18 protein-coding genes and 2 pseudogenes are annotated in these 20750 nt (G+C 49.6%); 8 read left to right on the top strand and 12 right to left on the bottom strand.

All coding sequences use genetic code 11. The features are described from left to right. Positions 1–275 precede the first annotated feature (275 nt). From QSK07_RS15870 to QSK07_RS15845, 6 genes are all read right to left on the bottom strand, one after another. Complete coding sequence (locus tag QSK07_RS15870; protein WP_285721948.1) at positions 276–788, bottom strand: SRPBCC family protein; 513 nt, start codon at positions 786–788, stop codon at positions 276–278. A gap of 135 nt (positions 789–923) precedes the next feature. Further along, complete coding sequence (locus QSK07_RS15865) at positions 924–1838, bottom strand: LysR family transcriptional regulator (RefSeq protein ID WP_285721946.1); 915 nt, start codon at positions 1836–1838, stop codon at positions 924–926. A gap of 356 nt (positions 1839–2194) precedes the next feature. Next, the gene (locus QSK07_RS15860) at positions 2195–2497 is read right to left on the bottom strand and encodes a hypothetical protein (protein WP_285797969.1); all 303 of its coding nucleotides are present in this window, start codon (positions 2495–2497) and stop codon (positions 2195–2197) included. 58 nt (positions 2498–2555) lie between these two features. Next, positions 2556–2852 (bottom strand): hypothetical protein, encoded by a 297-nt coding sequence (locus QSK07_RS15855; protein ID WP_285721944.1) that lies wholly within the window; start codon positions 2850–2852, stop codon positions 2556–2558. Positions 2853–3700: 848 nt separating this feature from the next. Next, on the bottom strand, positions 3701–4633 hold the full coding sequence (locus QSK07_RS15850; protein WP_285721942.1) for a pyridoxal-phosphate dependent enzyme: 933 nt from the start codon (positions 4631–4633) through the stop codon (positions 3701–3703). A gap of 17 nt (positions 4634–4650) precedes the next feature. Next, complete coding sequence (locus QSK07_RS15845) at positions 4651–5049, bottom strand: RidA family protein (protein WP_285721940.1); 399 nt, start codon at positions 5047–5049, stop codon at positions 4651–4653. 200 nt (positions 5050–5249) lie between these two features. On the opposite strand from QSK07_RS15845, the gene QSK07_RS15840 reads away from it, so the two are divergent. The 3 genes from QSK07_RS15840 to QSK07_RS15835 all read left to right on the top strand — a co-directional run bounded on the left by QSK07_RS15840 (position 5250) and on the right by QSK07_RS15835 (position 5929). After that, positions 5250–5444 carry a PAS domain-containing protein gene (locus QSK07_RS15840; RefSeq protein ID WP_285721938.1) on the top strand — a complete coding sequence of 65 codons (195 nt, stop codon included), beginning with the start codon at positions 5250–5252 and terminating at the stop codon, positions 5442–5444. Beyond that, positions 5392–5664 carry a PAS domain-containing protein gene (locus QSK07_RS22865; RefSeq protein ID WP_352230967.1) on the top strand — a complete coding sequence of 91 codons (273 nt, stop codon included), beginning with the start codon at positions 5392–5394 and terminating at the stop codon, positions 5662–5664. Before QSK07_RS15840 ends, QSK07_RS22865 begins: the two co-directional genes overlap by 53 nt. A 94-nt stretch (positions 5665–5758) precedes the next feature. Continuing rightward, positions 5759–5929, top strand: coding sequence for a helix-turn-helix domain-containing protein (locus QSK07_RS15835; RefSeq protein ID WP_285721936.1), 171 nt, complete (start codon positions 5759–5761; stop codon positions 5927–5929). A gap of 172 nt (positions 5930–6101) precedes the next feature. Here the strand turns inward: QSK07_RS15835 and fhuE are convergent, their stop codons facing one another. Next, the gene (gene fhuE / locus QSK07_RS15830; RefSeq protein WP_285721934.1) at positions 6102–8264 is read right to left on the bottom strand and encodes a ferric-rhodotorulic acid/ferric-coprogen receptor FhuE; all 2163 of its coding nucleotides are present in this window, start codon (positions 8262–8264) and stop codon (positions 6102–6104) included. A 418-nt stretch (positions 8265–8682) separates the two neighbouring features. Here fhuE and QSK07_RS15825 point away from each other — a divergent pair, with 418 nt between their 5' ends. The 3 genes from QSK07_RS15825 to QSK07_RS15815 all read left to right on the top strand — a co-directional run bounded on the left by QSK07_RS15825 (position 8683) and on the right by QSK07_RS15815 (position 11696). Beyond that, entirely contained in the window at positions 8683–9771 is a 1089-nt protein-coding gene (locus QSK07_RS15825) for a YncE family protein (RefSeq protein ID WP_098050825.1), read from the top strand. A 157-nt stretch (positions 9772–9928) separates the two neighbouring features. After that, on the top strand, positions 9929–10471 hold the full coding sequence (locus QSK07_RS15820) for an EAL domain-containing protein (RefSeq protein WP_502921724.1): 543 nt from the start codon (positions 9929–9931) through the stop codon (positions 10469–10471). Between the two features lie 1021 nt (positions 10472–11492). Continuing rightward, positions 11493–11696, top strand: a complete 204-nt coding sequence (locus QSK07_RS15815) for an Hha/YmoA family nucleoid-associated regulatory protein (protein WP_285721932.1) — start codon at positions 11493–11495, stop codon at positions 11694–11696. A 940-nt stretch (positions 11697–12636) separates the two neighbouring features. On the opposite strand, the pseudogene QSK07_RS15810 reads toward QSK07_RS15815, so the two are convergent. Together QSK07_RS15810 and proP are read right to left on the bottom strand one after the other, a co-directional pair. Further along, a pseudogene (locus tag QSK07_RS15810) lies at positions 12637–12792 on the bottom strand (con-10 family general stress protein); the annotation flags it as partial. A gap of 587 nt (positions 12793–13379) precedes the next feature. Then, complete coding sequence (proP, locus tag QSK07_RS15805; RefSeq protein WP_285721930.1) at positions 13380–14888, bottom strand: glycine betaine/L-proline transporter ProP; 1509 nt, start codon at positions 14886–14888, stop codon at positions 13380–13382. 625 nt (positions 14889–15513) lie between these two features. On the opposite strand from proP, the pseudogene QSK07_RS15800 reads away from it, so the two are divergent. Both QSK07_RS15800 and QSK07_RS15795 read left to right on the top strand, forming a co-directional pair. Then, positions 15514–15645: pseudogene (locus QSK07_RS15800) on the top strand (transposase); the annotation flags it as partial. Between the two features lie 88 nt (positions 15646–15733). Then, positions 15734–16108, top strand: coding sequence for an arginase family protein (locus QSK07_RS15795; RefSeq protein ID WP_285721928.1), 375 nt, complete (start codon positions 15734–15736; stop codon positions 16106–16108). Between the two features lie 199 nt (positions 16109–16307). Here the strand turns inward: QSK07_RS15795 and QSK07_RS15790 are convergent, their stop codons facing one another. From QSK07_RS15790 to QSK07_RS15780, 3 genes are all read right to left on the bottom strand, one after another. Then, a complete protein-coding gene (locus QSK07_RS15790; protein ID WP_285721926.1) occupies positions 16308–17627 on the bottom strand; it encodes an NAD(P)/FAD-dependent oxidoreductase in 1320 nt (439 codons plus the stop codon). Positions 17628–17986: 359 nt separating this feature from the next. Then, positions 17987–18664: a GntR family transcriptional regulator gene (locus tag QSK07_RS15785; protein ID WP_098050815.1), complete on the bottom strand. Its 678-nt coding sequence runs from the start codon at positions 18662–18664 to the stop codon at positions 17987–17989. Positions 18665–19247: 583 nt separating this feature from the next. Beyond that, positions 19248–20750 (bottom strand): aldehyde dehydrogenase, encoded by a 1503-nt coding sequence (locus tag QSK07_RS15780; protein WP_285721924.1) that lies wholly within the window; start codon positions 20748–20750, stop codon positions 19248–19250.

Here is a 20750-nt window from a genome sequence, read left to right as displayed (position 1 = left end):
TAAAATGCAGTTTAGCCTGTGAATTTTACTTGTCCATTTGATTCATTAGAAATTAATCTACAGCTGGGAATATAATCAAGGTGTAATCTGTGTTCGGTAAAGAAAAATCATAACGAAATAGAGAGATGTCAGCGCTGCTAAGCTCAGATTGAAAGCCCGAAAGCAGGTAGCTAGCAAATGAAATCGAACATTGAGTTCTGCATTGCCAGGTGTAATAGCAAAAAGAAAAAGTGAGGCTGCGGAAAGTTGCAACCTCAGTAAGATGAATTTAGAGATTAGTAATTATTTTTTGCAGCGTTAATCAGGCCATCAAGCCATTCCTGATGACCATTCAGCATCGGGTTCGGGCGGATATGCGCCAGATCTTTTGCCGGTACGCCATTCTGTGTTTCCTGTGTCAGAATACGCACCCTGTTACCAGCAAGATTTTCCAGTAACCATGCATGATGCACATCGAGCCGTTGAGCAGTGTTTTCTTCGCCGGACCATCCGTGCCATGCGAGTCGGGCAGGCTTACCTTCTGAAGGGGTAATAAATTCGACAACCTTAGCTTCAACCGGAAAACCAAAGGTGCTGAAATAGAAGCGCACGCCGTTTCCCAGTTCCGGCCCCTTATTATCATAAAAACGTACATCAGCTGAGTTCTTATAGTAATCCGGCCATAGTAATGGCTGACTCAGAAAAGGCCAGACGCTCCCGACATTAAGACCAGCGATGATCATTTCATTTGAAACAAAGTTGTCAGTGAAACCTGGAACAAAACCTTCGGGCCAGTAAATCGCGTTCATAAATTTTCCCTGCCATGCCATCTCATTATTTTGACCATTCCGCTGCGGCATCAGAAATCACCGTAGCAGTGATAATTATTTGCATAATCGGGTTATAACGCCAATCGCTATTATTTATAGTCTTAATAAAAAACATTATATCACGATGGGTTGCTGCTGACTTACCTTTACGCACAAAGCGCGAATCCATTGATGAGCCGCGTCACGATGAGTACGTTCATGCCAGACCATGCTTTTGATGAAGCCAGGGATTTTTAGAGGTAAGGGGAGGGTAATCAGGTCACTATCAGCCGGCACCAAACGGCTTGGTATAACCGCAATCATGTTATTTGTTCTTAAAATATCGGGTACTACCAGAAAACTGTTAACAGAAATACTGACACGTCTTTTAAGCTTCAGCCCAGCCAGAACCTCATCCGTCACACCTGCAAAACTTCCCTCTGTCGACACCAGTATATGTTCCTGTTCACAGAAATCTTTTATTGTCATTTTTGATGCTGCGGTCAGAGGATGATGGCTATTCGTTACGCACACGTATTTTTCTTCATAAAGCGCGCGCGCATGCAGATCATCGGGTGCAGTTTGTGGAGTGACAAAGGCCAAATCAATGTCTCCACAGGCCAGCTGCTGATACAGGCGTCCACTATCAAGAGATCTCACAGCGACGTTAATATGCGGCGCAAGCTGCTTCAGCGCAGCGATGAGAGGAATGATAATAACCTTGAGGGCATAATCAGTTGCAGCAATGGTATAGGTCATTTCTGCCGTCAGGGGCTCAAATTCTATTGGCTCCAGCATAATGGCGATATCAGTAAGAATCTGTTTTAACGGGGCAGAAAGTTCTATCGCTCGTAGCGTAGGAACCATACCGTGGCTTGTACGGACAAAAAGAGGGTCGCCAAAATAGTCACGCAGGCGGGTGAGCATGCCACTGACGGCCGGCTGCGTCAGGGAAAGACGTAGTGCTGCACGGGTTACGCTACCTTCACTCAGTAACGCATCCAGCGCCTTGAGAAGGTTAAGATCAAGTGCTCTGATATCACTTTTCATAATGACAAAACCTAAAATAGTTAATGGTATTTATTAAGGCTAAGTGTACGGAAAAAAATTGTCCAGATAGTAATGGTTGTCTTCTTTAAAAAATATTTATTTAATGACAGCGCATTAACAGTCAGCACCGCTTCTGGCACCTGGTGTGAGGAAGCCTGTGCATATGTCTGTATTGTGGCTGTCGCGGAAATTGTTAAGAGACTATTATGTCCACTTGAGAGGAGCAGTTCAGCCAGGATTATTTTGAGTTTCCAGCCTGGGTTAAATACGCGGCTCTCTGTTCTCACATCGATGGCTGTTCAACCCATCTCACCCGTAAGCAATGCTCAGGTTGACCGGCTAAACGGCGACCTGCATTAAACATGTTTCGCTTCGTTTGCTGCGCCTGATATGCGATCCTGCTTAAATATTCCCGTAGCGTGACAAAAACATGAAAATGAGATGATAACCGCTTCAGTAATATACATTTTAATGCTCAGGCTTTCCTTACTGAATATTGAGACAATAACTGGATAAATAAAAGGCAATATCATGATGGCGCAGCCTGCAAGCTGATCTATTATGATTGAGTCAGACAATATCAAATACGAAAACAGGAATGCTGCGAGTAATTCTGTTGTCACCAACATGCCTGTAACAGAAGAGTTAATTTTTGACATTCCAAAGGCGTAAAGTAACACTGGGAAATAAATTAAAATACAGCCTTGATGGCAGGCCTCAAGCTACCGTCACTCGTTGGGTCAATATTAATGTTTTTGTTAAACATAAAGCCCAGGCCATAAATGCATCAAAATTCAGGAGCCTGGCCTTATCAATGATATGGAAACCGCTCGCAATATTTGATGATGAAATAATTACAAGGCTATAAGAAATACTTGCTGCCAATCGCCACAAAATCTGATAGTTGATTTTTACCTTGCCATGAAAAATACTTGTTAAGATCACAATACCCACCAAAATAAAATGAAGCCAGCAACCTCCCGACGCTTCAGCGGTTTTTCTTGATGAGCGCATTAAGCACCGGCATCATCCAGGCGGACGGCATGACGAGTAGCGTTAAAGTCGGTAAGCCCCCCCTTAGTAAACAGCATTGTAGAAACAGTAAGTGATGCACAGGATAGGAATGCCCGTTACAAGGACTAGCAGCTTATCACGCACATGGAACGGGCCAGCTTTGCGATTCAGCCAGGATAGAGTAGGAAAACAGCACGAATGAAATAAGGAATTGTATAGGGATAAAACTTTTCAATCCTTGTGCCACTTGCGATGACCCGGCTCAGTCTCACTCCCGGCATATCACAGGAAACTGCCCCGATAAACACGGACAACGCGCCGACGGCACCTGACATTTTTAAAGCAAACTCCTTAGTGTAATCACAGGCTACGCTATAGAGTGAAAAACAAACCAGATTAGACGCTTAAGAGTTCACAGCAAGGGAATTGGCTTGATAGATCAACAGTTTTTTCTCGTCGTATTTAAGTTCTTGCTCGCACACCCATCTGGTCCCATAGCGGGTTTGTGGTCTGGGAGGCATTTTCGTTACTTTCCCTGTTCGGCCTCCTGTAAACGCCCCTGATAATTCTGATATGTCTGCATGCCTATGCAGTAAAATCTGTTCGGCATGTATTAATAAATGCAGATGTTCAAAACGTCTGCTTCTGGCACTAATCGGGAGTTAGTGTTAACAGTTCTGTAATCCCTGTCGGCAAAGCCAGCTTGCTCAACCCTACCGCTACCTTTAGTTACCACGATAGTGATCACTCAGTGAATCGTACTCAGGGTGATCAGGAGATAAAGAGCCAGCATCCCTGTAATCGTGCAGATAACAATGCGCCGTTCAGCATGTTTAGTTTCGGACATTTCAGGCACCTTTGATATTCAGCCTGGCGGACATCAGCATCAGCTGCTCCAGCGTTGTCGTGGCACCGCCGCAGACAATCACCAGAATATGACTGAATGAGTCCAGAATAATTTTTCCCTCATAAACGCATGCCAGTGCAGCTCCACAGGCAGGCTCCGTCACTACTCTGTGATCGTCAGCAAACTGAAGGCTGGCACGAATGGCGCTGGCGTCTGTTACCTTTTTGCTGACAACGGAACGTGACAGAGCATATTCAACGGCTTTATCGCAAACCCGTTTAGCGCCCAGAGAGGTTGCAACCGTGCTGATAGTCTCTATCTCTACGGGCTGACCGGCATTAGCCGCGGCATGAAATGAAGCGGCGCCTTCCGTTTCCACGGCGATGACGGGCACGTCACCCAGGCTATTTCGCTCAAGACCTTCCATGACGCCACACATCAGACCGCCGCCGCCGACAGATAAAACAACGGCATCGGGACGTACTCCCGCAGCAACCACCTCATCAATCATAGTGGCGTGACCCTTCCACAGAAGAGGATCATCGAAAGGATGGATGAAAGCATCCGTATCTCCCACCAGCGTACAGGCGAGCTGATTGGCCTCCTGCCAGGAGCTGCCATGAACAATGACTCTGGCCTGTTCAAGGCGCAGCAAATGTATTGCGCGCTTTGAGGTGGTTTCCGGTACGACGACTGTGACAGGAATTCCAAGCATGCGGCCTGCATAGGCAACAGCCAGTCCGGCATTTCCCCCGGACGAGGAGATAAAACTGCGCGCCCCTTTTTGATAGTATTCCTGGCACGCAAAGCCCACTCCCCGAATTTTGAACGAGCCGGAGGGCTGCAGTGCATCCATTTTAAGCCAGACGTTACGCCCGGCTGTCTGACTCAGAGGCCGGGAGTGAATCAGTGGGGTATTGATATGTAATTGCATATTGTCCTGCCCGCAGGTTAGTCACATTCGTCATCGCGATGCGGCTTTCCCGCAAGCGCCTGAACCTCAATTTCCACATCCAGATCAAATGCCAGACTGCAGCTGACAACCGAACGGGACGGAAATCCGTTTTTAAACCACTTCGCGCAGGCACGATTAAATTCAGCAAAATGTTTCATATCTGAAAGCCACACGGTGACTTTAAATATGTTGTCAAAGTCCGAACTCATCCCCTCAAGCGTCTTCGATATGTTGCCAAAAATAGTATCAGTCTGGGCGGCTACATCGCCGTATACAGGCTCGGCCTGTGCCGTCATGGAAACCTGACCCGACAGATACAGTATGCCGTTTACTTCCGTAGCCGTGGCAAAAGGAAACGGGAGGGCACTGCTATAACGTCTGATTGCTTCGTTCATTAATTTCTTATCCTTATCCTGCTTGTACGGCAGCAGACGTTATCAACGTAAAGTTTAAATATCAACATTTTGTTTATTTTATGGCGTCCTCGTGTGCAAAGGGAAGTAAGAAGCCGGGAAAGCGGCTGGGTCAGGTCCTTTTGTTAAGGCCGCAATAATCTGTTTATATATCCGCCCCATTCTTAAACCAGAGCGCTTATGTGTCAGAAAAACATGCAAAAAACAGCCTTATCAGCGAACTGAACGCTGTTATGGAGGCGCTTTCTTCTGTAGCCGGACAGCATATGGAAATCGTGCTGCACGATCCGGAACGCCCTGAAGCCTCAGTACTCAGGATCACCAATGGTCATGTTTCCGGCAGGCAGGTCGGCTGCTCTCTTCTTGAAGGTCACTGAAAGTGATATGGGGTTTACGGGACTTCTCGCACAGGAAACCTACCCGGAGAAAACCGGTCCCGTCATATTTACTCACTACCTTACGGACGGTTCGCGGGGCAAACCGCTGCACAGTTCGACGGTTCTTTTCAGGGATGAGAGCGGAAAGGCCACTCCGTCACTGTGCTTTAATGCCGATTACAGCGAGGTGGCGCAGCCCGTGAAGCGCTGCCACGCCTGATGCGTTCACAGGCAACTGCAGCCGAAAGTGGCGAATCGGGACCTGAGGCAAAAAGGATGAAATTACCCGTGCCTGCATTCCGCCTTCCGGGCAGTTGCGGGGTGGCGCAACAAAAAAAGACAAGAGCAGGATCGTCCGGCAGATGCAGGGAAAAGGGCTGTTCATCGTGCGTGGCGGTGTGGAAATGGCTGCCAGAGGGCTCGGTGTAACCCGGTACACTGTCTGCAACTATCTCGATGAAATAAAAAAGACCCCTCAGCCCTGAAGGCCGCTCCTGGATTCATTGCAGTTACAAAAAGCGAGCGCGCAAAAGATAGCAGCGCAGTTTTGATGGATTTGGTAACTGAAGCAGGTATGTCCGCTTCTGACAAAAAGCGGACATTGCTTGATACTCATGTCCGCTTTATGCCATGGACAGACGTTGATTAATCAGTCTGTCAGAACTGCCACGAAACGCTGACGTTCACATTTCGTGGCTCACCGTATACGTAACTGTTCATATAGCTGTAATACTCGCGGTCAAAGAGGTTATCGACGTTGGCCTGCACCGCGACCTGCTTATTCACCTGATAGCGGGCAAACAGTGAGGCCAGCGGATAGCTGCCCTGATAAACCCGTACGCTGTCGCCGCTGGCATTGGTCACATCCTTAAACACCCGGTTCTGCCAGTTGACGCCACCGCCGACAGTCAGGTCGGGGATTGCGGCCAGCTGATAACGGGTAAAAAGCTTAAATGAGGTCTGTGGCTGATAGCTGTTAAAGCGGCCACTCTGGTCACGTGCCACATAGCGGGTTGCGCCAAAGGTCAGTTGCAGATTATCAGTCAGCGCACCATTCAGCTCGAACTCGGCACCTTTACTCACGGCACCTTTGGCTGCGACATAGGCCTGCTCACTGCCACTCAGATAAACGCCATCCAGCGGCTGACCGACGTTATCCTGCTCAATGCGGAAAATCGCCACGCTTGCCGTCAGCAGTCCGTCGTTCCAGGCCGATTTCAGACCGGTTTCGTAGCTTTTCCCGGTGACAGGCGAGAGGTAACTGCCGTGGGTATCACGATACGTCTGCGGCAGGAAAATGGCGGTGTAACTGCCATAGGCGGACCAGGTATCATTAATGTCATAGACCAGCCCGGCATAAGGCGTGGTGTTGTTTTTGGTCATCTCTCCGCTGCTGCCGTTCGTGCTCCACTGGGTATAGCGTGCGCCAACGATGAGTGACAGCGGATCGGCCAGTGAAAGACGTGCAGCACTGTACACCGATTTCTGACGAACCGTGTCATCATCGTTGAGATACCAGCCCTGCCACTCAGGCTCTGCTACGTTACCGTTCCAGTGGTTATTGAAAATACCCATATCAGCAGCGGAGATCTCACGCGCCTCCACATCGCTGAAACCATCCTGACTGTAAGTGGCATTGTGCTGGCGACTGTAGTTTGCGCCGGCCATTAACAGGTGCTGACGGCCCAGGAGTTCAAATGGTCCGCTGGCGAAACCATCAATGGAATCCATTTTACGCTTGCCGCGATCCATGCTGCCGTAGCCGGTGGTCCCTTCACCGCTCTCCTGGTCGGGATTGCCCATCACATAGAGCAGCTTATCGCTGAAGGTGTTTTCGGCGTGTGTGCCGTTGATATGAATATTCCAGCCGTTATCAAAGTTATGCTCGATGTCCGCAAAGACTTTGCGCGAGTTGGTGTTGTATCGTGCCCAGTTGGCTGACGAATTCAGGCTGCGATCGTAATGCGTGGTGGCGTTATTGCTGTAAAACATCGGCAGGCCACCCCAGGTGGGATTGCCGGTATTGTCATCTTCATAGTCGTATCCCAGCGACAGGGTAGTTTTCTCAGTCAGATCGGCATCCATCACGCCGTAGATAAATTTTTTGGTTTTCTGGTAGCGGTCCAGCCAGCTCTGCTGATCGGTATAGCCGGTCACAACGCGGCCACGCAGGCTGCCGTCGCCGTTCAGCGGAGAGGAGAGGTCCGCCACATACCGCTGTTTATTCCAGCTGCCGTAGCTGGCACTCAGCGTGCCAGTAGCGGTTTTGCTGTCGGCATGTTTACGCACCATGTTGATAGAGGCTGACGGGCTACCCGCGCCGGTCATCAGCCCGGTTGCCCCGCGCACGATCTCAATGCGGTCATAGATAGCCGTGTCGGACGCGGCATCGCCGTAATTCCACGTATCGTTGACCGACGTCGGAATGCCATCGAAGGTGAAGTTACTGACCTTAAAGCCGCGTGAATAGTACTCGGAGCGTTCACTGTCGATCAGATTGGTGGAGATACCGGTGGCATTGGTCAGCACATCGTTAACGGATTGCAAATCCTGATCGTGCATTCGCTGTTGTGTCACCACGCTAAGGGATTGCGGCACATCACGTGGTGTCAGCATTAATTTGGTGCCCGCGCGGGTGGTCTGGACAGCGTAATTCTGCTTATCGCTTTCACTATTATTGGCGGGCGTCGCGCTGACGACCATATCCTGCGAGGTTTCTGCTGACGCCAGAGCAGGGTTAACGAAGGCGTGTACCGCCAGTGCCAGCAATGAGATGCTGAAAACGTTTTGACTATCTGATTCCCTGCCACTACGAGCCATAAATTTTCCATTAACGTTGGTACGAAGATTCGCGGTTGTATTTTGTTTATTATTTTTATCAGTTCATTCCTGGCGGAAGAAGCCTGAGAAGTCGTGAGAACGCCAATGATAATCATTTGCTTTATATATTCCGCAAAGGATTCAACTAAAAGTGTAACTTTATGTTAATTCTTTTAAAATCAGACTCATGGTCTGATTGATGGCCATTTAGTTACTGAGGTTTACCTGATTTTCGCATTGAAAAAGGGTGTAAAACGCGTCGTAAACAGGAAGGTTGAGATGTTTATCCAGCGGTCAGACAGCATGAAGAAAGAGAAATCAGCGTGTTAATTTGATTACTGGTTGTTAATGAGTATGATTCTCATTCTTCCGTGCGGTCAGACCAGCCCGGATCCTTTTTATTCTGACGGAGTTCTGCATGAAATCGTTAAGTCCGCGCAAAGCCGCTGTTGCCATGGCTGCTGCCGCTGCCATTAGCCTGACAGCGTGTCAGGCACCCGCTAAAAAAGCCGATGCACCTGCCGCCGAAGCGCCTAAGCCGGTTAATACTGCAGTGACACAACGCGCTCTGGGGGATGGTCTGTACGAAATGGCTTATTCACCTGTCTCAAAAGCGCTGTTTGTCGCCAGCGCGCAGGCGTTTAAAAATGTAAATGGCGGAATCATCTATCGCCTCGATCCAGCCACGCTGACCACGCAGAGTGAAACGCATACTGACATGAAAAACTTCGGTACTGCTATCAATGAAGCGGGTGAGGTCTTTTACACTACCAACTCGCTGGATGGCGCGATTTCAAAAGTAGATGCCCAGAGTGGCAAAGTGCTTCAGCGTCTGGTCTTCCCCGGCAAAATCAGTAAAGAGGGCTATCCGGCTGGTGCGCGTGAAGTCCTGTGGCATGGCAGCGAACTTTATGTAGGCCGTGTGGCCGATCCGGGCTATATCTCCGTGGTGGATACCCGCACCTTCAAGCTTAAAACCGAAATTAAAAATGCCGGTAAATGGGTGACCGGTATCATTTACTCGCCGTTGACTGATCGCATTTATGCGGCCAATGGCTCGGGTGAAATCCTGGTGATCAATCCGCGCAGCCACAAAATTGAGAAGCGCTGGACGGCAGGTGATGGCAAAGCGTACCTGTTCCTGAACATGGCGGAAGATCCAGCAACCGGTCGCCTTTTTGTGACCGACGATTCCAAAGGCAAAGTCACGCTGATATTTGATGAGCGCACCGGAAAGGTCATCAAACGTATCGAAGGGGATGCGCTGGGCATTAAGTTCAACGCTAAGCGCAATGAGCTTTACATCAGCCAGCGCGAATCGAAGAAAGTGCTGCAACTGGATGCCGCGACTTATGCGGTAAAAAACAGCTGGTCGTTCGATAAAAACCCCAATAGCCTGCTGATTGGGCCTGATAACAACACGCTGTTTGTCACCCTGAAAGCGGAATTTAATAAAGATTCTTCCACGAAGGGCACTGACGAAATTGTTCGTATCGTCCTGAAGTAATGTAGTACCGGTGGAATGAACGCCGTAATCAGAAACTTCATAGCACATAAATAATGGAACAGGCCCGCTCAGGTAAATCTGGCCGGGCCTGTTCAGATACAGGTCCTGCTGGTGAACCTGCTCTGATTACGGTTCAGGTAACACCTGAACGCAGTTACTGAAGCCCCTTCAGAACGCGGGCAGATCCTTCCCGGACGGGATAACGCTTTATATCAGCATTCTGCCAATGATACTGGTTTTCGTGGCTGACGCCGTAAGCCGCATCGTCAGTGCTGTTAAAGATGCCGGCCTGGTGCCTCAGCAAATCGTACTTGGGGTAAGCGAAAAGGAAGTTATCTCTCAGCTGAACATGTTTTCTTCAGCGGTCCGTCAGCTGAAACAGGCGGGTATCAGTCTGTCCATTGATAATTTTGGTGACGGTTCTGCCGGGTTATCACTACTCGTAAATGTACAACCTGATCGGGTACGTATCAGCGCTACAATTGTGCGGGATATTCACAGAAGCGGTCCGAAGCAGGCTGTTGTTCAGGCTATTATCCGCTGCTGCTCGGCACTGGAGATTAATATAATCGCGGCAGAAGTTAACTGGCCTGAAGAGTGGATGTGGCTTGAAGCAGCCGGCATTATTGATTTTCAGGGCAGCCTGTTCACGCCTGAAGGGGCGTTCATTGTTTGGCCGGAGACTCGCGAAGCCATCTGATTATGAAAAAAACAATCCCGCCCGGTATGCCGGGTGTCACGGCAGTTATTTATACCACGCACTTTTCTCTCCCATCAGTGTTATCAGCGCGCTGGCCCGGCTAGCCACCGGCACTGTCAGAAATATCCTGATTTATTATGTGCATGAAATGTTTCGCTATTGCAGTGGTGTTGCTGTCTCCCGGTGTTTAGCTGCGAACTGGCAGTGCGGATGCGAGACTACATGTTTCTGCAGATCAGGTGCGGCTGACGTCAAGCGCATGTCTGATACCATGAGCGCAATTTCAGTGAGCGCTTCGAAGGTGAACGACATGACGTCGATAATTGAAAGCATCGCTTTCAAGACTAACCTTTCTGCATAATATTTAACTGCCACCGCAAGTGGTAAAGTTGTACAAAAGATAAAATGGTGTACAATAATATTGTGAGTTTACGATATTTATTTTGTGCAGCTGATGAGCAGGTCCCTGGTGATCGTTTGCGGTATTGTCTGTTTACTCCGGTATCTGCAGTGGCATGTATGTCTCAGGCACATCAGGCACATCAGGCACGAATTGCTTTCCTCTGGTGTTCAACGGATCTGGTGTGCTGCGCCTGAAGCACAGGCTGGAGGAGTTTTGTATTAGCGGGCAATTAAAAAATGGCGGTGAATCTCTTCTCAGCGGAGGGGCGACAGGTAATCATAATTCTGGGGGGGATGATGATACTGTTGCGGAAAGCTCATGCTTTTCACCGGGAGGCACCCGGCACCGCCGTTTTTCTCTGCCTGCATTGCCGTTTCAGGGTCTCTCAGGTTTTCCATATCCTGTTTACCTCCTGCCAGTATAACCAACCGCTTAGTTTAAGAATGCGCTAATGCCTGCGGGCAGAGAGTAAAAGACTGCCCCTTGTAGGCAGAGCAACATCATTCAGGCATACATATCTGAACCCTGCCGTTTGAGAGGCTATTTATAAGTTGTTGATATTTTTCTATTACTTTAGCTGCAACCTCCCTTTTCCTCATTATTCCGGATGAGAGCCTTATGACCCGACAACAATGGCTGCTGAAATTCCGTCGCTGTTCCACGCCGGAAACGCTTGAAAAGGTTTATGAGCACCTTTGCTACACCGGGGATCCTTCCCACGAATTTGCGATGACACAGGCTTATGATCATCGTAAAGCAGAGCTGGTCACAGGTAAGCTGTATGATCGTGTCCCTGAATATGTATGGCACTTTGTAAAGTAAATCTGTGCGGTTCAGAATCTGCAGGTCGCAGGTCCGCATCATGACTATGTCACTCATCTTAGGGCCCTGAAGGAGTGCACATTCTGAGCATCACTCGCCAGCTCTATTCAGGCCTGTCCTTTATTTCAGGGTGAATAGCTGTGAGCAGCTCACCCCCGTCTCTGAAGACGGCGCGTGCATCCCACCGGGATAAAGAAATCTCTGAGGCTGCGCTGGGCGACCCGGCCGTATTCCGGCAGAGCAGAAGAATATATCGGCGCTGACTTTACCCCCCTGAAAAATACGGGCTCTGGCATTATCGCCTGAATCATGAAGCATGATGACCGTCCACAGGGATGCCTGTCAGTTTGCCGGAAGGCACCCGGCAGAAGTGACAGAAGACAGAAACAGATCTTTGGATGCTAATCCGGAACAGCACCACTGACTGCATGTTATCCACAGAAACGGGGGATAACTATTGTATAAAATAGCGACAGGCAGATACGTTCAGCCGCATGCATGCCCTGAGAGCCTGCTGCAGGCAGCAATCAGCATGAGGACCGCACCGGTATACCGCAATGCATTCGAGCCTTCGGGCTTTACGTGCCGTACTGATATCAGCCTGCAGTATGTTAACCCTTTGGGTAATATACGCCTTAAGCGGATCTGTGACGCTGCCACCCGTTTCGCCTTTAACACTACGCTGCGCCTGCACGTCGCACGATGGGTAGGTTTTATCATGCGTTACGTCAGCCGCTGCCTGAATCAAAGTCAGCATAACGAGTACTATAATGAAAGAGTTCATGTATCTGTACAGGCTCAGGTACTGGTTTATGTGCTGTGGGACGAATGAATTACTCCGGTATACCTGCCATCAGAGTACTCTGTCAGGCCTTGCCGGAACCACAGTTTCAGTTAACCCCTTCCGGGGATACTGTAGATGACACACTGTCTGGTTTCCTCTCCTGCTGACTTTCCCGCCCTGACGTCCCGCTTCGGCCGCACGCTCATGATCGTTCCTGAAATTGCCACCGCTTATCTGATTGCCTTTCTGCCAGCATCCTCAGCGCTGCGGATTTGCGGCAAAACTGCCGGCCCCCCCTCTGAGCTTCGTCATAATGCCTCCTGTCTGAGTTAAGTGAAGTCTGACAATGTATAGACCGGTTTATCTCGCGGATAAGGAATCAGACACAGACAGTGTCCGGCGGGCTGTCCAGATCACGTTTTGCCATTTTTAATGCAAAAGGAGGGAAATCAGAAGGCAACTCCGCCCCGAAAATTACGGCTGAATTTAATAAATAATCCTGAAGCGCTCCGGGCAAATCCCGCAAACCTGTGCTGACCTCTGAACGGTATCTGCGGCTTATCTCGCTTCAGAACTTATCCGTAAAATACTGAGAAAAACAGCGTCTGAGGAGCAGCCAGAGTGTATTTCACTCAGCAAAGGTGAAGATAATCCGGTTTTTTTCGCGATAGAGAAGGGCAGCCTCGCTTATCCACATAGAGGCAGGCATGAATTAACGGATCCTGTATCCGGGCTAAGGTCGTCAGGTGGGCTCTGAAGCAGACAGGATGGGCTGAGAGCCTGAAGTAACCTTTACTATCTGAAGGGTGCAACTGAAATACAGTGAATTAAAAGATAAAAAGTCGATCAGGGTCGGCTGGAAAATCAGCGCCGCTATCACCGGATAGCGGCCTGTTAATTTAACTGATGGTATCAGGTTGCTGAGCAACCAGATTACGTCGCTTACTCTTAAGCTCATCAATTCTCTTATCTATATCTTCAATCCGCTCCTCGATTCCGTCATGATGCTCCTGCAGCAGCTCTCTGGCTTCCGCCAGAGAAGAGGCCGCAGGGGTGTCACCATATAAAGGCTTATTCGCGGTTTCTCTTACCGTGACACCTGTTATTACGCCAATCACACCCACAACCATCAGATACCATGCAGGCATATAAAGATTCCCTGTTACCTCAACCAGCCACGCCGTTAATGTCGGGGTGATACCGGCAATCAGGATAGCAATGTTATAGGTACCGGCTAAAGCACTGTAGCGCACTTCCGTTGGAAAGAGCGCTGGCAGGGTCGATGCCATCACACCTATCAGGCAGTTAAGTATGACCGCCTGTATCAGGAGCCCGAAGAAGAGGGCGACCAGGCTGTCCGAAGTAATAAGCATGAATGAAGGAATGGAAAGCAGCACCATTGCCGTGCTGCCAATGATGATAAAAGGTTTTCGCCCGAATTTATCACTGAGTAACCCCATCACCGGCTGTACAAAAAGCATCGCCAGCATGATGACAACGATAATCAGAACACCGCGGTCCTCTGAATAATGCAGATTATGCGTCAGGTAACTCGGCACGTAAGTCAGCAGCATGTAATAAGCGACGTTAGTGGTAATCACGATGCCGATACAGGAAATCAGGTTTCGCCAGTGTTTACGCGCGATATCTTTAAACGGCACCGAAGGACCTTCACTCAGGCCCTGTTTAGACCCCTGCTCAAGCGAATCAACATGTTTCTGGAACGCCGGGGTTTCTTCAAGGGCATGACGCAGGTAAAGACCCACAAGCCCTAAAGGCAACGCCATGAAGAACGGAATACGCCAGCCCCATTCATTAAACGCGTCCTGGCCCAGAATGGTCGTCAGCACGACAACAACCCCGGCTCCGCAGACGAAGCCGGTGAGTGAGCCAAAATCTAACCAGCTGCCTAAAAATCCCCGCTTTCTGTCTGGAGAGTACTCCGCCACGAATATTGAAGCGCCGGTATATTCCCCTCCGACTGAAAAGCCCTGAACCATTTTGGCTATCAGCAGCAGGACCGGAGCCCAGAAGCCGATCGTCGCATAGGAAGGAATAAGACCGATAGAGAAGGTGCTCAGCGTCATCAGAATGATGGTCATGGCCAGAATCTTCTGGCGACCGTATCTGTCACCCAGCGCGCCAAAGAACATACCGCCTAAAGGCCGGATAATGAAAGGAACGGAAAACGTGCCCAGCGCTGCAATAATCTGAATCCCCGGGGAGGCGTCAGGAAAAAAAACCTTGCCCAGCACAGCTGCCACGTAACCGTAAACGCCAAAATCAAACCATTCCATGGCATTACCCAGCGCTGCCGCAGTAATCGCTTTTTTCAGACGGGCATCATCGATGATGGTAACGTCCTTCAGGCCTATCGGTTTTACTTTTTTACGTCTTATGCCTGCCATTTATTTTCCTTAAAGAGTGAACAAATACTGTAAAAATTACAGTCATCTGAAAAGGTTAGATGAGAAATGCTCTCTGGTTTCTCTGTCCAGACAGACTAAGGATAGAGTTAAATTTACAAACTGCTACAAAACATGACATTAGCCTGGCAATTTCATGCCTGATGACTATCTGCAGTCGTGACAGGAAGTCCGTAAGGCCGTCTGTAAAACCCTTATATGGCGTCTGCCCTGATAGGTTATCGAAATAGCTTGTGAGGTTTTTATATATATGTAAAAGCGCCGGGAACGGGACAAGGTGTTTCACGGTCAGGGAGGATTAAAAGAATTTGCCAGTGTTCATAACGCGATGAAGTCCATCTGAGCGGCGGGTTTTGCATCATTTCCTGAAGCAGTAATGGGCATATAGTGATGAGATATGAAGATGACCGATTTGCTCAATACTCCTTATTGTTCCCGTCATCTGTATCTGACGCGCTCCTGCTCTCTTACTGCACCTCTCTTTATAGGTCTCGCATTTTAAGATTAAAGTTTTCGTGTTACTGGCTGACTCTGACCCAAAATCCTGCTCCATTCAGAAACAGAATTCCGGCATGATTAATACTCCCTCCGAGCGGAGGTTGAGCCGATGAAAAAGTCACGATTCACTGAAGAACAGATTGTCTTTGCCCCCAGGCAGGCTGAACCGGGTACATCAGTACCGGAGGTCTGTCGCAAGCTGGGTATCTACGATGCCACATTCTATATGTGGCGCAATCGCGGTGTACTAATCAACGGGGAGCAAGACAGGCACCGGTGACAAAGATTTAGTCAGTCATGTTCGACACAAATTATTGCCGTCGAAAATTATGATTGCTGACATTCATGACCCGCTGAGTTATGAGCGTGACTACCTGGCCAGCCATCAGGTAGCGACCTCCAACCCTGAGCAAATAAAGGCGGGGTCCAGTGAAATTACTGAATGGATTGTTAAAGAGAAAATTGAATATCTGGCCATCCACCTTGATCCAGACGTCCAGGATCCAACGCTGTTTCGCTCGGTTCTGTTTGCCCAACCCGGCAGAGGTAAACATGTTTTTGGTGACGTTGCTGAGGGGAAACTGACCATCGGGGATGTGCTTAAGCTGATCAACCAGGCCACGTCTAAAGCAGAAGCTGTTGGGCTGACGATAGCTGAACACATGCCGTGGGATATGGTTAATCTTAAGAATTTGCTCAGCTGATTTAACCTACGGTCTCTGTGATTAAAATCTCGTTCCTTATCGCAGAAGTCCGCTTTTCGCTTAAAGCGGACATTATTGCTAAAGTTGCCCGGATAAATTCCCGAAATAAAGTTACGCTCAGTTTACCTGTACTATTCGATTTTCATACCTGCAAATATGTCTCTCGCCTCGCAGTTCAATGCGTTCATGTTGAAGAAATTTACATTTCAGGACCGGCGCGAAACTGGCCCCATTTTAGCACCGAATTAACGCCAACAGAGAGAAACGGCTCGCGAGGCGTCAGATTTGGTCCGGGTGAAGCGCTAAGAAAATCGATAAGTTCATTACGCTCTCCTGCAATCATATCGGCTAACAGTTTGCCGGTGGCAGTGCCTCGCGTAATGCCTAAACCATTACAGCACAGCGCCCCGTAGACATTAGGCGCAAGCCTGCCGAAGAAACTTTCATGGTTTTCAGACAGGCAGATGGCGCCGCTCCAGGTGTATTCAAAATCGACCTGCGGCAGCATCGGAAAGCGGCGCTCAAAAGATTTACGGTGATTCTCAATAAAATGCCTTAAATGCTTTTCACGTGGTCGCCCGTCCGGCTGAAAACTAAAGCTGTTACGCACCAGAATACGGTTGTCTGCGGTACGGCGAAGTGTGCTGCCGAAAGGATGCGCCGGGATCACGCCCCAGACCGGTTTGCCGCCAAGGCATTGCTGCTCTTTATCAGTCAGAGGTCTTGTCAGGCTGCCATAGAGAAATGTTGGAAGCAGGCGACGCTGTAGAAAACCAAAGTGAGTAGCAAAACCGTTGTTGGCAAGGATCAATGTATCGACTGTAATCACCCCCCTGTCATGCATTAATGCAATAGTGTCACCATAGTCCACCGAGGTGATCGGCGTATTTTCATAAAGCGTAACGTTGGCAGGTAGATTGTCTGCCAGCCCCTTCACCAATGCCGAAGGTTGAAGCAGAAGCGTACCTGGAATAAAGAGGGCCTGTTTATAGTAGGACGTGCCGATATGATCAGGTAAGTCATTGCCAGCGATCATCTCAGCTGTCCGGCCGATTTTTGCCAGTCCGCGGCGATAAGCTTCCAGTATCTCAATGCCCTGATTTCCGACGGCGGCCTGGTATTTACCTGATGCCGACATCTGACACTCTATATTGTTCTCCTGCACAACATGGCGCAGATAATCCTGTCCCAGCGTATTTAGTCTGAGCACAAGATTCGCTGTGTTGACATCGCCGATGTAGTCCTTTGCGCCAATATCATGGGGCACGTCAATGGCGAAGCCTGCATTGCGTCCGGCTGAGCCATATCCTACTTCCTGTGCTTCGATTAAGACTACTTCATCGTCAGGGAAGTTGAGCGCCAGCTGACGCGCAGCTGCCAGCCCAGTCAGACCAGCCCCAATAATTCCCCATCGCGCTTTTTTCTGTCCGGTATGTTCAGAACGTGGAATTCGTGCCGGACTGATATGAAACCATCCCGGCCTGGAATCGTCTGCGGGTAAAGAAGTGATCTTTTGCAATTATATTACTCCAATACTTTTTCGTAGGGTGGTTCGCCTGCGGGGCAGGGCAAACCCGTTTATTCAGGCCAACTGCATTAAGCCGTCAGACCATGTAAACAGAGAAGAAGAGATGAATTTATTTGTATTTTTATTGTATACATGAAGTATAAAATATTAAGCGCTATGGGTGTTCGTCAACAACCTGACTAGCCTTTTGCGTCTGGTATCGCAAAATCAAAATAAAGTTTTCCAGGCGATGATAAAAGGAGAAGACGTACAGCGGAGAGTTAAGTCTGAAGGGATGATTTGGGACAGCAGGCACGGTCTGGCCGGAAGCATAAGCTCCCAGCTAAATACATTTATTCACAAACAAAACTTTAAATCAGATGATCAGCTTTCAGGCCTTGTGGCGCGATAAATATCTCCATATTTTCCCGGGAAAGTTCCCAGTGTTCAAAAACAAGGTCTACTACGGCCTGCTCATTACGTGTTTCTATCGCTGCAATAAAAGCATCGTGGTGATCGGCAGCGAGTTGTAGCCGATATTCCATCTCTTCATTCCGGGGGCGATAGAAGGTGTGGCCAATACGACAGTGATCGATTAGCAAGCGTCCAAGACTTGGCTGAAGGTAAGGGTTAGCTGCCATCTCGCCCATGATTTCATGGAAACGATTATTTTCCAGTACCAGTACGGCGGAATGGTGAGTCTGAACTGCTTTGCGAAAACGTTTTTGTGTTTCCTTCAATGCCTTTAGCTGCGCAGGTTTACAGTTCTGTACAGCAAGACGCCCGGTAGCAGCATATATCATTGGGGCGACCAGAAAAAAGTTACGAAGCGATGCATGGCTCATCGGGATAACGCGCACGCCACGCTTTTCAACAATTTCCAGATAGCCTTCACCTGCCAGACGATGGAATACTTCACGCACCGGTGTACGCGACAATCCATACTGTGCCGTCAGGCTTGATTCATCCAGTACTTCATCCGGATCCAGTTCCATGGTGAGAATGAGCCGTTTCAGATCTTCATATAGCGCTGTTTTTCCCAATCCCACATCTTCCTCCAGAACAATAACTCATATCAGATAACGCAACGAAAGTATCGCGCAGCAATGCTGCTATAACTTACATAATGTACATGTTTACAGCAAAAATAATCATGCCATCATTCGCCGCTTAATTTAGCCGCAATAAAAATGTCCAACACAGCATTTGATCCTGATGGAAAATAGGATGGAGTCCCTGGGAAATCAAACCGGAGTCCTGCCGGATTTTATAAGTGCCGGGTTATGGCGTTCTGATAAATAAGGTGCAGCATGTGTTCAGGAGCGCTGTCGGGCTTATGACTGAGAATGTCACTGCGCAGCCAGGTAATCTCTTCGCAGGCGGCGGGTTAAAACGCCATATTGTCATGGACCCGCTTGAGCCACGTAACAACAAATGCATTTTTTACCGATTAGCGCAGATTCGCCCCTGTTTTCGCGACAGGTCGGGTGCGATTAGCAGAAAAGAATAAAAATGTACGCATAAATCGACATGTTGCAATGCGTACAAAGTAAAACGTTGATTCGCTGGCATCATGATGGGCATCCTATCATGCTGCCTGCCGGATAGCGCAGGCAGCTTATCTGAGATGATTCAGGCGCTCCTTACCGGAACGTCAATCCATAGCGTTTTTAGCTCAGTATATTGATCGAGCGCGAAAACCGACTTATCGCGGCCGCCGAAGCCGGATTGCTTGTAGCCGCCAAACGGCGTGGTTGCGTCGCCTTCACCAAAGCAGTTCACCGTAACAGTACCGGCGCGTACCGCACGCGACACGCGAATCGCCCGTTTGAGGCTGCCAGTGTAAACCGAACCCGCTAAGCCATAGTCAGTGTCGTTCGCCAGCGCGATGGCTTCCGCTTCCGTTTTAAAGGGAGTCACGCAAAGGATCGGCCCGAAAATTTCTTCGCGGAACAGCGCGCTTTCCGGCGTTACATTGTCAATAATCGTCGGCTGTACATAAGTACCCTGTTCGGTGCCGCCGCCCTGCAGAATGTGCAGTCCCTCATTACGCGCCGTCTCCAGATAGCCGCTTACCTTACTGAAATGTTCGGCGCTGACCATAGCGCCCAGCCGATTTTTTGGGTCGAGCGGATTGCCCATCGGCCAGTCCGACAGTTGTTCGGCCATCAGCCTCAGCAGAGGCTCTTTGACCTTTTCCTGAACCAGCAGGCGCGAAGTTGCCGAACAGTTTTCGCCCATATTCCAGAACGCGCCGTTCAGCACGTTAGCCGCCACGCTGGCGAGATCCTCGGCGTCGTCAAACACCACCGCCGGGTTTTTACCACCGCACTCCAGCACAACTTTTTTCAGGTTGGAGTCTGCGGCATAACGCAGGAAACGTCGACCGGTGGCGGTAGAGCCGGTAAAGCTCACCATGTCAATGTCCGCATGCAGGCCTATTGGCTCGCCTACTGATTTGCCGGTGCCCGTAACAATGTTCAATACACTAGCCGGCAGCCCGGCTTCGACGGCAAGCGCTGCCACACGCAGCGCTGTCAGGGAGGTCTGTTCGGCGGGTTTGACAATCACCGAGCAGCCAGTCGCCAGCGCTGGCGCGATTTTCCAGGCCAGCATCAGCAGTGGAAAATTCCACGGCAGCACGCAGCCCACGACGCCGATCGGCTCGCGCACCACCAGCGCCAGCGCGCCGTTGCCGGTCGGCGCGCAGTGATCGTACATTTTGTCGATCGCTTCCGCGTGCCATTTCAAAACATGGATCGTCTCCGGCACGTCTACCGCCAGACATTCGCTGACCGGCTTACCGCTGTCGAGACTTTCCAGCACTGCCAGCGACTCCAGCTCACGCTCCATCAGGGCGGCCAGCTTCAGCAGCACGGCTTTACGTTCGCCGGGATGTGCCTGGCTCCAGCTGCCCGCCTCGAATACAGCACGTGCGCCTTCCACGGCGGCATTAACATCACGAATATCGCAGGCGGCGATGCGCGTCAGAGGTTCACCAGTCGACGGGTTAACCGTGATCAGCGTATCGCCCGACGCTGCCGCGCAAAAGTGCCCATTGATAAATGCGTTATCAGGCAGGGTGAGTGCTGCGGCGATACGCTCGGCATCGCTCAGGGTTGCTATATGGCTCAT

Source organism: Pantoea sp. QMID4, assembly GCF_030270445.1.
Classification (GTDB): Bacteria; Pseudomonadota; Gammaproteobacteria; order Enterobacterales; family Enterobacteriaceae; genus Pantoea; species Pantoea vagans.
This window is presented reverse-complemented; position numbering and strand designations above follow the sequence as displayed.